We start from the raw sequence: 13,389 nt of genomic DNA on the forward strand, positions 1-13,389 counted from the left end.
GCTCCTACAGACGTTCGCGATCTTCAGGCCGTCTTCGCCGGCAAGCCTGGCTCCTACAGACGTTCGCGATCTTCAGGCCGTCTTCGCCGGCAAGAGTGGCTCCTACAGACGTACGCGATCTTCAGCCGCCTTCGTCGGCAAGCGTGGCTCCTACAGACGTTCGCGATCTTTGGGCCGTCTTCGCCGGCAAGCCTGGCTCCTACAGGCGAAGGCGATCTTTGGGCCGTGTTCGCCGGCAAGTCGGATCGCCGCACCGCTGGCTCCGACCGGTTCTGCTCACCGGGAAAGTGTCGTACCCTTGAGCATGCTGTACGCACAACAGCGAGCGGTCCCAATACGGGCTGAAATCGTTCAGGAACTTGAAAGTCGAGTGGAAGCACATGAATCGTCGTAAAAAGATAAAGCAGCTACTCACTGCGCACGCGAAAAAGGCCAGTGCCAAACTGGCACCGAAGAACAAGCCCAAGTACATCAGCAAGGCTGACCGGTTGAAGCTGGCTGCTGAAACCAGTGAAGACTCAAGCAACTCTCCAGAGAACTGATCCACTCCCTGCATCGAGAGAACAGGTTACCGGGTCAATGCCTGGCCCTCCTTCCCCTGCACCCAGTCCAACGGTAGCCCCAACAGGGCCCAGGTGTTGAGTCCACCACGGAACCAACGCACATTGGAGTAGCCGAGTTTTATGGCTCTGAGCGCGCTGTTGTAAGACAGCCAGCATTTGGCGTGATGACAGTAAAACACCAGCTCACGGGTCTTGTCGTTTCCGGTCAGTTTGCTCAGATCCTGCTCGAAGCGTTGCTGGATCGCGTCGCTGTAGCTTCCCCCCCTGGATGAGTAGGACAGATCCGTCGAGCCGGGCAACCCCAACGGGCCGCCAATCGAAGCAACGACAAAGGGGGGACGCGTGGACGCCAATTCACGCATCAGGTCGTCAGCCTTGATGACGGCCCCTCCCGGAATCTGCTCTGGCGTGTCATCGCCAAAATTCTCACTGCGCAACTCCGTGGTTGGCACGACTTTGGAGCCGGCCTCCTCGTTCCACACAAAGCCGTCGCTGTATTCGTCGAGCAGGTGTTTGTAGCGCTGCCACAGTTCGAATTGCCGGTTGAAGGCACTGCCATATTCCTTCAAGTTCAGGAAACGGCGCACGACACCCGTAACCGTCCAGCTGTCCTTGTCGATGTAGAACAGATCGCCGCCCACGACCAGCCAGCCTGCCGCTTTGTTGGCCAGCGTGTCGTCGCGTCCGGCCAGCTCATCCCAATTGATTTTCTGCCCAAGCTGCAGGGTCCAGCCATGGGGCTTGATGATCGTTTCATCACATTGTTGGGCGCAGTTCGCGCGGGCCATGGTGGTTGGCAGTGTGCTGTTCCATTCATGCTCATTCGACAACCAGAAGCCAAGCCGCTTCGGATCGTCCAGAAAAGGACTGGGTGCAGGTTTGAGCCCGGCTTCGGCGCGCGCCACCTCGATCATCTTCGTACTCAAGGTGCCCTTTGCACTGACCAGGCTGGTCGTCCAGTTCTGATAGGCACCGAACACGCTGGCCAGTCCGGGGACCGTTTCGAAGTCCTGTTTCTTCTCATCGAACAAGGCGGGCGTATTTTTCATGTCGAACTGTCGCAGTACGAGGGCGGCCTGGTTTTTGAAGACACTCTCGTTGAAGAGTTGCTTGAATTCGGACTCGTAGCCACTGAACCCCTGCGCCAGAAAGGTGTTCAAGGCCAGGATTTCAAACTGCCTGGATTCGGGGTTCCACACCAGGAAGGGACCGCCGGATGCGCCAAACCACTGGTTGCACGTATGTTCGATCTGAAACGCGTCCCCATTGATGTCATGGCGGGCCACGTCAACCACACACTGGCTGATGGATGGCGCCTCGAATCCGAGTGTTTTCTTTGAAACGCTTTGCATCAGATCACCGGGATAGCCTGCCACCACGCCGTCAAAGCGGGTGGTGCGTGACCAGTCGACGCTGTCCGCGAATTTGAGCGGTGTGACCGGTGATTGTGGCGCGTGTTCAAGCCGCAGCACCGCCCAGTCCTGGTAGCTGCGCTCATTCTGGACGCGCCGCACGATCCGCGCCGGGACCTTCTCGATCTGGCTCGGGCCGCGTTCGATAATCACCAGCACTTCATCCTTGTCCGTCTTGAAGCAATGCCCTGATGTCACCACCACAGTGGGCTGCAACACGATCGCGCCGGAGCAACTGCCCTTGCGGGAAGCCACACGCACCAGTGCGTCATAGGGATGCCGACTGAAGTCCGTGACAAAGCGCCGGTCTTCGTCGATGCCGATCGGGGCCCAATAGGCCGGTACGGGTACCAGCCCTTGGGTGGGCAATGGCATGGGCGTGAGCGCCTCATCCAGACTGCCCAACAGTTGCGCCGGTACATACCCGACATAAGGGTCGAAGGATTGTCTGTTCATGCTCCTGCGCGGTACGAATCGGCCGTTCTCGACCGTACTTGGGCTCAGGTACTGGAAAGTATCGGGGTATTGTCCCCGGCTGGCAGCGATGATGGCCAACCATCCCGGCGTGTCCGAAGGTCTTGCGTAAACCTGGTGGAACCTGCCGATTTCGGCGCCTACCGGGGAGGCAGAGTCAGGTTTGGCGTGGACACTGACGGGATGCAAGGTGAGATAAGCCGTTCCGGGCGCATGCCGCAGCTGCCATGGAATATCGCGACGCGGCAGGTTTTCAAACAGTTTGTCACCACCGTAGTCAGTGCTGATCGGCTTGCCATCCACCGTGGTGATGCCGGCGGCAATTTGTGCCCAGTGCTTTTCTTCCTCGGGAGTCGACGCAAATTGGTAAAGGTCCCAGGCTTTGGCCGTGTCACCCTGCACAACGGCTTTTTCATACCAGACCCTGGCTTGTGCCGTTGCCTTGTCGAACGTTTCCTGCGAGTCCTTCAGGCAGGTCGTGGCGTAGATATCGCCCAGTTTCACCATGGCCTCGCGATCACCGGACTCGGCGGCGGTTATCAATGCCGCGGCGTCGTTGCCGATTTCCACCCAGTGCCTGGCTTTTTCGTAATCCTTGGGCACACCGCCATTGCCGTAGATAAACAGGCAGCCATAGTCCTGGGCCGCCTTGCCATTCAAAACGCCTCCGGCAACGGCCTTTTCATACCACTTCATGATTTCACTTTGCAGTTTGACGTCATGCGGGCTCCAGCCATGTTCCGACAGGACGTAGGCCAGCTTCATCGCCGCCTTGGCGTCGCCCGCCTGCGCGGCTTTGCGCGTGTCCGCCAGTTCGAACTCGACTTCCAGCCAGCCCAGTGCCTTGTCGAAGTCATACATGCCTTTTTGACTGGCGTCCGAATAGAGGACCCGCAGAAGCGAGGCGGCCTTCACGTGATAATCCGGATCGGCCGACAGGGCCGACTGACCGAGAAGTTCCAGGCCACGCGTTTTGTCCAGCGCAGCGATGCTGGTGTCCTTCGTTTCGCCCAGGTAAATCAAACCCAGGGCGTACTGAGCCTTTGCATCGCCGGCTTGCGCGGCTTTGCCCAGCCACTTCACGCCTTGTTTCTTGTCCAGCAACGGCGTGCTGGTGTCGGAAGACAACCCTGTCTGTAGCAGGCCAAGGTCGGTCTGGGCCTGTGCATTACCCTGCTGCGCGGCCTTGCCCAGCCATTTCAGCGCCTCCTGAATGTTCGCCGGGGTGCCCGAGCCGTAGCGGTACATGTCGCCGATGTAGCGCTGCGCCGTCGCATTCCCCTGCCCGGCCAGGGGCAACAATTGCTCGAATGCTTCTGGGTAGTGGTCGGTGTTGTAAGCCTCTATGCCTTCCTTGAGGCCTGCATGGGCCGGGGCGAAGGGGAAGCAAAGCCACACTGTCAGCAGGAAAATGCCGCCAGCCATGCCGGACGCAACTGACTGCTGCGAGTGTTGAGGTCGCGATACCGGGGTGGGCATGTTGGGGTATTCCTTTGCTCGTGCCTGGGGTCTTGCGCCAGCCTGACGATGTCGACCGAAATCTCCACCGCCCCTATCGCTCCCTGTTTCCAGGATGCGATCCATGGTCATAATCATGGTCGATAAAAACACCTGCGCCAGCCGGCATCAGCGCGATGGGCAAGCCGTGACCACTGGGCAAATCCTCGCAAACGCTTACAATCCTGCCTTTTCACCGAAATCGAACAGGCAACAAGGCTATGGCGCTCGACCCTCCGACAATGTTGACCATCTCGACCGCCCTCGCGGCCGCCGCCGCGCTTTATCTGGCGGTCGAGTGGCGCAGTATTCGCGAGTCCTCGCTACTGCTCTGGAGCGCAGGCTTTGCAACGATCACCGTGGGCTCGACACTCGCCTTGCTGCGCATGTCCGGCTTTTTGCTGATCGGGGTCTGGTTCGCCAATGGGCTGCTGGTGCTTGCCCACGGCTTTTTCCTGTTGGGGGTTGCGCGCTTCACCCAGGTCCGGCTCTCGCGGGCCTGGTCGCTGATTGTCGTCGCCTGGCTGGCACTGCTGTTGTTGCCGGACGAGCCGTCGTGGTCGAAGGTCATGCTGGTGGCCAACTCGCTTTTGATCGCGCTGCTGTCGCTGCGGGCCAGTTTTCTGCTGCGCCCTCACGGCAAGTCGCTCAGCGTCGGAGCGGTGCAGTTGCGTTATGTGATGCTGGTCCATGGCCTGTTCTATATCGCCAAGGCGATCACGGCCGTCGTTCCCGGCACACTGATTGACCTTGCCGCCTTGCGCGGCGAGATCATCCAGATTTCCCTGGTCGAAGGCGCGATGGCGATCATGCTGATCGCCCTGTCGATGACCGGCACCGAGCGCTACCGCCGCGAGAAGCAAATCGCCCGGCTGGCCGAACGTGACCCGTTGACCGCCCTGTACAACCGCCGCGCCCTGGAAATACGGGCGGCGCGTCTTTTGGCCGGGGTCTCGAGCGCCCGGCCGGGGGCCTTGCTGCTGATCGATATCGACCACTTCAAACCGGTCAATGACCTGTACGGCCACACGGCGGGCGACCGCCTGCTGGTGGCGTTGAGCGAGCTGATTCGTTCGATCCTGCCCGAAGGTGCACTGGCGGCCCGGCTGGGAGGCGACGAGTTCGTCATTGTGCTCAACGATGCCTCGAACGAGCGCGTGGAGCAGATGGGTGACTTGCTGCGCAAGCAGTTTCACCAGGTGGCGTCACAGTCGTTTGCCACGCCTGAAGCGGTGACCCTGAGCATCGGCGCCAGCCTGTTCGACCAGCCGCCGGCCAGCCTGGCGGTATTGATCGAACAAGGCGACGCGGTGCTCTACGAGTCCAAGCGCGGTGGGCGCAACAGGATGCGCCTGGTCGATCGGACTCTGGCTGCGAGCGAGCCGGTGCGTTGAGTCCCACTCGTCTTGTGTGAGCCCTGGGCATCAACACGACTCCCAGGGCGCTCCCCCTGAAAAGCACGCTTCGATCCAGTGCCTGAATGCGGTGGTCGCCGCCGTGTTGTAGCGCGCAGAGGGCCGAACCAGATAAACGCCCGCCTCGGCATCCAGTTGCCATTGCGGCAGAACCCGCACGAGGCGCCCGGAATCGATATCCGCCTTGACCAGCCACTCACCGCCGGCAAGAATCCCCAACCCCATGCGAGCGGCAGTGACCAAGGCTTCGTTGTCGTTACTGATCAGGCTGCCCTGCACCCGGATCGATACGGGCTCGCGGTCCCGCGTCAATTTCCATTCCGGGTAGGAATGCAGCCCGGTGAAACCGAGGCAATTGTGCGCCGCCAGGTCGGCCGGCACTGCGGGCGTACCGCGGTTTTCCAGATAGCTCGGTGCGGCGCACAGGATGCGACGGTGGTCGCACAGCTTTTTCGCCACCAACCGGTTGTCCGCCAGCTCGCCGATGCGGATGGCTGCGTCGAAGCCTTCGGCGACGATGTCCACGAACCGCTCCGCATACTCGACTTCCAGTGCAACCTGCGGATGGGCCAGGGCAAATTCCGAAATCATCGAACTCAACCATAACCGCCCCATCGCCGCCGGCAAGGCAATCCGCAGCCGGCCTCTGACCGTGGCGGCGCCCTGGGCGGCATCCTGTTCTGCCTGGGTGATCAGGTTCAATGCCTGGCGCAGTTGCAGGACCAGGCGCTCGCCTTCGTCGGTGAAGCGCAGTTGCCGCGTGGTGCGCTCGACCAACCGGATACCCAGGCGAAACTCCAGGGCACTGAGCCGTTTGGACAGCACCGAAGGATGTCGCTGCAGGCTTCTTCCTGCCGCCGCGAACGACCCCTGTTCGTACAGCGCCAGCAGCGTGGCCAGCTCATCGGCCTGGCGGCTATCGAATAAATCCATGCAACAACCATCCTCACCGGTTTCGATTGAACGCTCAGGGCGTCAGCACGATGGCACCTTGCGAACGCCCGCTTTCCAGATCGGTGTGGGCAAGCGCAACATCGGCCAACGGATAACGGCGCCAGATGCGTGGCTGGATAATACCGGCGGCAATCGCTTGCAGCACGTCCCCGGCACGCTCCTGATACTCCTGCGCCGTCGCCGTGTGCGCCGCCAGCGAGGGGCGGGTCAGGAACAGCGAACCCTTGGCATTCAGGGTTGCGACTTCCAGAGCAGGTACGGCTCCGGAAGTCATTCCGAAGGACACCAACAGACCACGCGGGCGAAGACTGTCCAGGGACGCCTCGAAGGAAACCCGGCCAATCGGGTCATACACCACATCGACCCTGGCACCGTGGGTAATGTCTGCAACCTGAGCCGCCAGCGTCGCGGCCTCGAACACCAGCACATGATCACAGCCGGCCGCCCTGGCCCGCTCGACACTCTGCGGCCTGGACACCACGCCGATCACCGTGGCCCCCAGGTGCTTCGCCCACGGCACCATGATCTGGCCCAATGCCCCGGCAGCACCATAAATCAGCACACGCGAACCCGGCCCCACCGGGTACGTTGTCTTGAGCAGGTATTGGGCGGTAATGCCCTTGAACAGGACCGCCGCCGCGTCCTCAAAGCCAAGCGACTCGGGAAGCTTCACCAGTCGATCAGCAGGATACAAGCGTCCGCTGGCGTAGGCGCCCAAAGGCCCGGTGGCATAGGCCACGCGATCACCGACCGCCACTTCGCTCACGCCCGGCCCGATCGCCGCCACCCGCCCGGCGCCCTCCAGTCCCAGGCCGGATGGCAGCGCGATGCGCACGGCACCGCTGCGCTGACTCAGGTCCAGAGGATTGACTCCGATGGCTGCCTGATCCAGCCAGACCTCCCCGGCCCCCGGTTGCCGTGCCGTTGTCTGTTCCAGGTGCATGACTTGCGGCTCGCCGATGGAATGAATCTTCACGCAGTCGAACATCTCGATGACCCTCACGCAAATTAGTGTTGCGCCAGAGTGTAATGAGATGAAAAACCGCGACCAGACCGGTGATTTGCAATTCATAAGTGCATGGCATGCAGCAATTGAGGTCAACGTCGACCTCAGTGGAATGCACGGTTGTACTCGTCAATGACAGGCAAGCGAGAGGGATCTGCTGCGGCCCGGCATTGCTCCTGAGCACTCCCATCGCCGGCTCACCCAATGGTTCGGCCTGCGTCACGGGGCACCGCCCGACTGCTTGCGTCCCGGCTGGAAAAACTTCGATCATCGAAAACTTGCAAAAAGCGACAGTAGGCTAAGCTAAGTTCAGCTTATTGCCCATGATGCTCGCGGCGGCAGTATTTGGATTTTCTGGAGAGCGTCTGCAACAGCTATCTCAGACTGGTCCAAATTATTTGCGCAGGGTTGCCGCGATGACCGAGCCTTTCCTCAGTTTCGATGAACTCAAGCGTGCCGCCGCCAGCGGCGAAATCGATACCGTACTGGTCTGCATGGTCGACATGCAGGGACGGCTGGTCGGCAAGCGCTTCCAGGTCGAGTTTTTCATCGACAGCGGCCATGAAGAAACCCACTGCTGCAATTACCTGCTGGCCGACGACATCGACATGGAGCCGGTTCCCGGTTACGCCGCCGCGAGCTGGAGCAAAGGCTACGGCGACTTCGTCCTCAAGCCCGACATGCGCACCTTGCGCCGGGTGCCCTGGCTGGAATGCACGGCGCTGGTGCTGTGCGACGTGCTCGACCACCACCATCGACAGGACTTGCCGCACAGCCCGCGGGCGATCCTGAAAAAACAGGTCGAGCGCCTGCGCGAACGTGGCTACACCGGCATGTTCGCCTCCGAGCTCGAGTTCTACCTGTTCGACGAAAGCTACGAGGCCATCCACAAGCGCAACTACTTCAAGCCAAAGACCGCCGGGCATTACATCGAGGACTACAACATCCTGCAGACCACCCGCGAAGAGCCGGTGCTGCGGGCGATCCGCAAGCACCTGCAGGCCTGCGGCATTCCGGTGGAGAACTCCAAGGGCGAATGGGGACCGGGCCAGGAAGAAATCAACATCCGTTATGCCGATGCCATGACCATGGCCGACCACCACGTCATCATCAAACACGCCTGCAAGGAGATCGCGCAGCTACAGGGCAAGGCAATCACCTTCATGGCCAAGTGGCGCTACGACGCCGCGGGTTCGAGCAGCCACATCCACAATTCGCTATGGGACAAGAACGCCAAGAAGCCGCTGTTCTTCGACGCCAAGGCCGAGTTCGGCATGTCGAAGCTGATGCGTTCCTGGGTCGCCGGGCAACTCAAATATGCCAACGACATCACCTGTTTTCTCGCCCCCTACATCAACTCCTACAAGCGTTTTCAGGCCGGCACGTTCGCACCGACCCGCGCCGTGTGGAGCCGGGACAATCGTACGGCCGGCTTTCGGTTGTGTGCCGAAGACAGCAAGTCCATCCGCATCGAGTGCCGCATCGGCGGTGCCGACCTCAACCCCTATCTGGCCTTCGCCGCGCTGATCGCTGCGGGGCTGGCCGGCATCGATGAGAAACTCAGCCTCGACCCGCCTTATGAAGGCGATGCCTATGTCGACGAGCATTTGCCCGAAGTGTCCAAGACCCTGCGTGACGCCAGTGCCGCGCTACGGGGTTCGAGCATGTTGCGCGAAGCGTTCGGCGATGAAGTGGTCGACCACTACGTGCACACCGCCGAATGGGAACAGAAAGAGTACGACCGGCGGATCACCGACTGGGAACTGCAGCGCGGCTTCGAACGCTACTGAACACAGCAGGGTCGGGAGCATCATGACGACAACCATTCAGCTCGTCTCACCGGTCGATGGCCGGGTTTACGCCGAACGCCAGTACGCCGACGCCATGCAGGTCGAGCAGGCATTGACGGCGGCCACCAGCGCCCAGGCGCAGTGGCAGCGCCGATCCCTGAGCGAACGCGCCGCCTTGTGCAGCGCTGCGGTGGACGCGATGCTGGCCATGAAGACCGACATCGTTGCGGAGCTGGCCTGGCAAATGGGCCGCCCGGTCCGCTACGGCGCCGGTGAACTGCGCGGGTTCGAAGAGCGGGCCCGGCACATGATTGCCATTGCGCCCCAGGCTTTGGCGGATATCGAACCGACACCCATTGCAGGCTTTCGACGGCGTATCAAACGCGAACCACTGGGTACGGTGCTGGTGGTCGCCCCCTGGAATTACCCCTACCTGACAGCCGTCAACACGATCATCCCGGCGTTGATGGCCGGCAACGCGGTGATCCTCAAACACGCTTCGCAAACCCTGCTGGTGGGCGAGCGATTTGCCCAGGCCATGCGACGGGCCAATCTGCCCGAAGGGTTGTTCCATAACCTGCTGCTCGATCACGACCAGACGGCGGCAGTCATTGCCTCGGGCAGGGTACAGCAGGTGAATTTCACCGGCTCGGTGGACGCCGGCAAAGCCATGGAAAGCGCCGCGTGCGGAGGTTTTCTTGGCATGGGCCTGGAGCTCGGCGGCAAGGACCCGGCCTATGTCCGCGCGGATGCCAACCTTGAACATGCCGTGGAGAACCTGGTGGATGGCAGCTTCTTCAATTCAGGGCAAAGCTGTTGCGCGGTCGAACGCATCTACGTCGACCGCAAGATCTACCCGGCCTTTGTCGAGGCCTTCGTCGCCCTCACCCGCCAGTACGTGCTGGGCAATCCGCTGGAGGAAGCCACCACCCTCGGCCCGCTGGTGAATGCCGGCGCGGCCGACTTTGTGCGCGGGCAAATCGCCGACGCAGTGGCCCAGGGGGCCAGGGCACTGATCGATCCGTCGGCCTTCGCCGCCGATGCGCCGGGCAGCGCCTACCTCGCGCCACAGGTGCTGGTGGATGTCACCCACAAGATGTCTGTCATGCGCGATGAAAGCTTCGGCCCCGTGGTCGGCATCATGCCGGTAGACGGTGACGACGAGGCCATCGCCTTGATGAACGACAGCGAATTCGGGCTCAGCGCCTCAATCTGGACCAGGGATCTGGCGGCGGCCGAACGCCTGGGCGACGAGCTCCGCACCGGCACCGTGTTCATGAATCGCTGCGACTACCTGGACCCGGCGCTGGCCTGGACCGGCGTGAAGAACAGCGGGCGCGGCGTGACCTTGTCGCGCCTGGGTTACGACGGCCTGACCCGCGCCAAATCCTTCCATTTGCGCCATGAGATCTGAACCATGAGCCTGACCGGAAACTGGAATTACCCCACGAGCATCCGCTTCGGTGTCGGCCGCATCAGCGAACTGGCCGACACCTGTCGCGCCCAGGGTATCCAGCGCCCCTTGCTGGTCACCGACAGCGGGCTGGGCAAGGCCCCGATCACCACGGCAGCCCTGGACGCCTTGCGCAGCGCCGGCCTTGGCGTTGCGCTGTTTTGCGACCTCAAGCCCAACCCTGTGGAAGCCAACCTGGCCGGCGGGCTCGACGCCTGGCGTGCGGGCAATCACGATGGCGTGATCGCTTTCGGCGGGGGCAGTGGCCTGGACATGGGCAAGCTCATTGCCTTCATGAGTGGCCAGAGCCGCCCGGTGTGGGATTTCGAAGACATCGGCGACTACTGGACCCGTGCCGATGAAAGCCGCATCGCCCCGGTCATCGCCGTCCCGACCACCGCTGGCACGGGGTCCGAAGTCGGCCGCGCCGCCGTGATCATCGATGACCGCACCCACACCAAACGCATCATCTTTCACCCCAAAATGATGCCGCGCGTGGTCATCAGCGATCCGGCCCTGACCGTCGGAATGCCGGCAAAAGTCACCGCCGGTACCGGCATGGATGCATTGGCCCATTGCCTTGAATCCTATTGCGCACCCGGTTTTCATCCCATGGCCGATGGCATCGCGGTCGAAGGGATGCGTCTGGTGGCCAATGCCCTGGTGCGCGCCGTGCACACCCCGTCCGACCTCGATGCCCGTGGGCAAATGCTCGCGGCGGCAGCGATGGGCGCCACGGCCTTCCAGAAAGGCCTGGGCGGGATGCACGCCCTGGCGCATCCGATCGGTGCCTTGTACGACACCCACCACGGCATGACCAACGCCACCCTGATGCCCTATGTGCTGAAGTTCAATCGCCCGGCCATCGAGGAGCGCATCTCGCGCCTGGCTGCTTATCTGCACCTGCCCTCTCCCGGCTTCGACAGTTTCCTGGCCTTCGTCCTCAAATTGCGCAAGGACATCGCCGTGCCGCACACGCTGTTTGAACTGGGCGTCGATGACAAGCAGGCCGACCTGATCGCGGACATGGCGGTTGTCGACCCCTCGGCCGGCGGCAATCCGCTGCCGTTGACCCGGGCCGGCGTGGCGGAGATTTTTCAGGCGGCCTACCACGGCCGCCTGTAAACCTGTAGGAGCGAGCACGCTCGCGATGGACGAATGAACGCCGCGGGGTGTCAGGCTTCCCGCGTCATCGTTGACCACCATCGCGAGCATGCTCGCTCCTACATAAAACGAAGGTCGCAGTAACGGGAGCAGTACGACAAGGGGTTGAAGGCCAGCCCATCCGCCGTTGCGGATGGATGCGTATCAAAACCTGAAGGGGCACAACACCATGAACCACGCAAGCCAGCCCGGCACCGACGCGCCGCATGACGATGACGTCAAGGTGCTGCACAGCATGGGCTACGCCCAGCAGCTGTCGCGACGAATGGGCGTCTTTTCCAACTTCGCGATTTCCTTTTCGATCATCTGCATCCTCTCCGGCGGCATCAACTCACTCGCCCAGGGCACCTCGGGCGCGGGCGGTGCTTCCATCGGCATCGGCTGGCCGATAGGGTGCCTGATCTCCGGTGTGTTCGCCCTGGCCATGGCGCAGATTTCCTCGGCCTATCCAACCGCCGGCGGCCTGTATCACTGGGGTTCGATTCTCGGTAACCGCTTCACCGGCTGGCTGACGGCCTGGTTCAACCTGCTGGGGCTGGTCACGGTGCTGGGCGCGATCAACGTCGGTACCTACTACTTTTTCTTCGGCGCCTTCGGCCCGGCGCTGGGCATGGAAGACACCACCACGGTGCGGGTGATCTTCCTGGCCATCCTCACCGGGCTCCAAGCCTTGTGCAATCACCTGGGCATCGGCCTGACCGCCAAGCTCACGGACTTTTCCGGCTACCTGATCTTCGCCACCGCGCTGGCGCTGACCATCGTCTGCCTGATCTCGGCGCCTGGCTACGATCTCTCTCGGCTGGTGACCTTCGGCAACTACTCGGGCGAAGCCGGCGGCAGTGTCTGGCCACAGGTCTCCAATGGCTGGATCTTCATGCTCGGCCTGCTCTTGCCGATCTACACCATCACCGGCTACGACGCCTCCGCGCACACCTCGGAAGAAACCCGTAACGCCGCCATGTCGGTGCCACGGGGCATGGTCATGTCGGTGGTCTGGTCGTTGCTGTTCGGCTGGGTCATGCTCAGTGCCTTCGTGCTGATGCTGCCGAACATGGATGAAGCGGCCAAGCAAGGCTGGAACGTGTTTTTCTGGGCGATGAACACGCAGGTCAATCCGTTGCTCAGGGATGCCTTGTACGTGGCGATCTTTGTCTCGCAAATACTCTGTGGACTGGCCACCGTCACCTCGGTGTCGCGGATGATCTTCGCGTTCTCCCGCGATGGCGGCCTGCCCTGCTCCAAGGCACTGGCTTCGGTCTCGCCCACCCACCGCAGCCCGGTGGCGGCGATCTGGACCGGTGCGACCCTCGCCGTGCTGTTCGACTGGGGATCGTCGGTGATTTCGATCGGTGCGACGCCGGTCTACACCATCGTGGTCTCCTGCACGGTGATCTTCCTGTTCTTCTCTTTCATCATTCCCATCGTGCTGGGCCTGTTCACCTACGGAACCGCCAAATGGCCGACCATGGGACCCTGGAACATGGGGCGCTTCTGGTACACGGTGTTCGCCCTGCTGTCGGTCCTGTCGATGGTGATCATTTTCGTCATCGGCATTCAACCGCCGAACGACTGGGCGCTGTACATCACCATTGGTTTCCTGGTGTTGACGGCCATCGTCTGGTTCGGCTTCGAAGCCCGGCGCTTCCAGGGGCCGCCGGTGG

9 protein-coding genes are annotated in these 13,389 nt (G+C 61.9%); 6 read left to right on the forward strand and 3 right to left on the reverse strand.

What is annotated here, in order from left to right:
• Window positions 1–380: 380 nt before the first annotated feature.
• On the forward strand, window positions 381–542 hold the full coding sequence (locus ACQKP2_RS12735) for a DUF2986 domain-containing protein (RefSeq protein ID WP_427576842.1): 162 nt from the start codon (window positions 381–383) through the stop codon (window positions 540–542).
• A 26-nt stretch (window positions 543–568) separates the two neighbouring features.
• On the opposite strand, the gene ACQKP2_RS12740 is transcribed toward ACQKP2_RS12735, so the two are convergent.
• Window positions 569–3,928: a trypsin-like serine protease gene (locus ACQKP2_RS12740; RefSeq protein ID WP_427576844.1), complete on the reverse strand. Its 3,360-nt coding sequence runs from the start codon at window positions 3,926–3,928 to the stop codon at window positions 569–571.
• 239 nt (window positions 3,929–4,167) lie between these two features.
• Here ACQKP2_RS12740 and ACQKP2_RS12745 point away from each other — a divergent pair, with 239 nt between their 5' ends.
• The gene (locus ACQKP2_RS12745) at window positions 4,168–5,340 is read left to right on the forward strand and encodes a GGDEF domain-containing protein (protein WP_427576845.1); all 1,173 of its coding nucleotides are present in this window, start codon (window positions 4,168–4,170) and stop codon (window positions 5,338–5,340) included.
• A 30-nt stretch (window positions 5,341–5,370) separates the two neighbouring features.
• Here the strand turns inward: ACQKP2_RS12745 and ACQKP2_RS12750 are convergent, their stop codons facing one another.
• Window positions 5,371–6,294 (reverse strand): LysR family transcriptional regulator, encoded by a 924-nt coding sequence (locus ACQKP2_RS12750; RefSeq protein ID WP_427576846.1) that lies wholly within the window; start codon window positions 6,292–6,294, stop codon window positions 5,371–5,373.
• Between the two features lie 34 nt (window positions 6,295–6,328).
• Window positions 6,329–7,258: a quinone oxidoreductase family protein gene (locus ACQKP2_RS12755; RefSeq protein ID WP_427576859.1), complete on the reverse strand. Its 930-nt coding sequence runs from the start codon at window positions 7,256–7,258 to the stop codon at window positions 6,329–6,331.
• Between the two features lie 479 nt (window positions 7,259–7,737).
• On the opposite strand from ACQKP2_RS12755, the gene ACQKP2_RS12760 reads away from it, so the two are divergent.
• From ACQKP2_RS12760 to ACQKP2_RS12775, 4 genes are all read left to right on the forward strand, one after another.
• Window positions 7,738–9,111, forward strand: a complete 1,374-nt coding sequence (locus ACQKP2_RS12760) for a glutamine synthetase family protein (protein WP_427576848.1) — start codon at window positions 7,738–7,740, stop codon at window positions 9,109–9,111.
• Between the two features lie 22 nt (window positions 9,112–9,133).
• A complete protein-coding gene (locus ACQKP2_RS12765) occupies window positions 9,134–10,525 on the forward strand; it encodes an aldehyde dehydrogenase family protein (RefSeq protein ID WP_427576850.1) in 1,392 nt (463 codons plus the stop codon).
• A 3-nt stretch (window positions 10,526–10,528) separates the two neighbouring features.
• A complete protein-coding gene (locus tag ACQKP2_RS12770; protein WP_427576852.1) occupies window positions 10,529–11,689 on the forward strand; it encodes an iron-containing alcohol dehydrogenase in 1,161 nt (386 codons plus the stop codon).
• Window positions 11,690–11,897: 208 nt separating this feature from the next.
• A partial coding sequence (locus ACQKP2_RS12775; RefSeq protein WP_427576853.1) for an amino acid permease occupies window positions 11,898–13,389 on the forward strand: 1,492 nt, incomplete at its 3' end.

Source organism: Pseudomonas sp. NPDC089569, assembly GCF_050280625.1.
GTDB lineage: Bacteria > Pseudomonadota > Gammaproteobacteria > Pseudomonadales > Pseudomonadaceae > Aquipseudomonas.

Coding starts and splice junctions, on each gene's coding strand:
- ACQKP2_RS12735 (WP_427576842.1), top strand. CDS start 381: ATGAATCGTCGTAAAAAGATAAAGCAGCTACTCACTGCGCACGCGAAA.
- ACQKP2_RS12740 (WP_427576844.1), bottom strand. CDS start 3,928: ATGCCCACCCCGGTATCGCGACCTCAACACTCGCAGCAGTCAGTTGCG.
- ACQKP2_RS12745 (WP_427576845.1), top strand. CDS start 4,168: ATGGCGCTCGACCCTCCGACAATGTTGACCATCTCGACCGCCCTCGCG.
- ACQKP2_RS12750 (WP_427576846.1), bottom strand. CDS start 6,294: ATGGATTTATTCGATAGCCGCCAGGCCGATGAGCTGGCCACGCTGCTG.
- ACQKP2_RS12755 (WP_427576859.1), bottom strand. CDS start 7,258: ATGCACCTGGAACAGACAACGGCACGGCAACCGGGGGCCGGGGAGGTC.
- ACQKP2_RS12760 (WP_427576848.1), top strand. CDS start 7,738: ATGACCGAGCCTTTCCTCAGTTTCGATGAACTCAAGCGTGCCGCCGCC.
- ACQKP2_RS12765 (WP_427576850.1), top strand. CDS start 9,134: ATGACGACAACCATTCAGCTCGTCTCACCGGTCGATGGCCGGGTTTAC.
- ACQKP2_RS12770 (WP_427576852.1), top strand. CDS start 10,529: ATGAGCCTGACCGGAAACTGGAATTACCCCACGAGCATCCGCTTCGGT.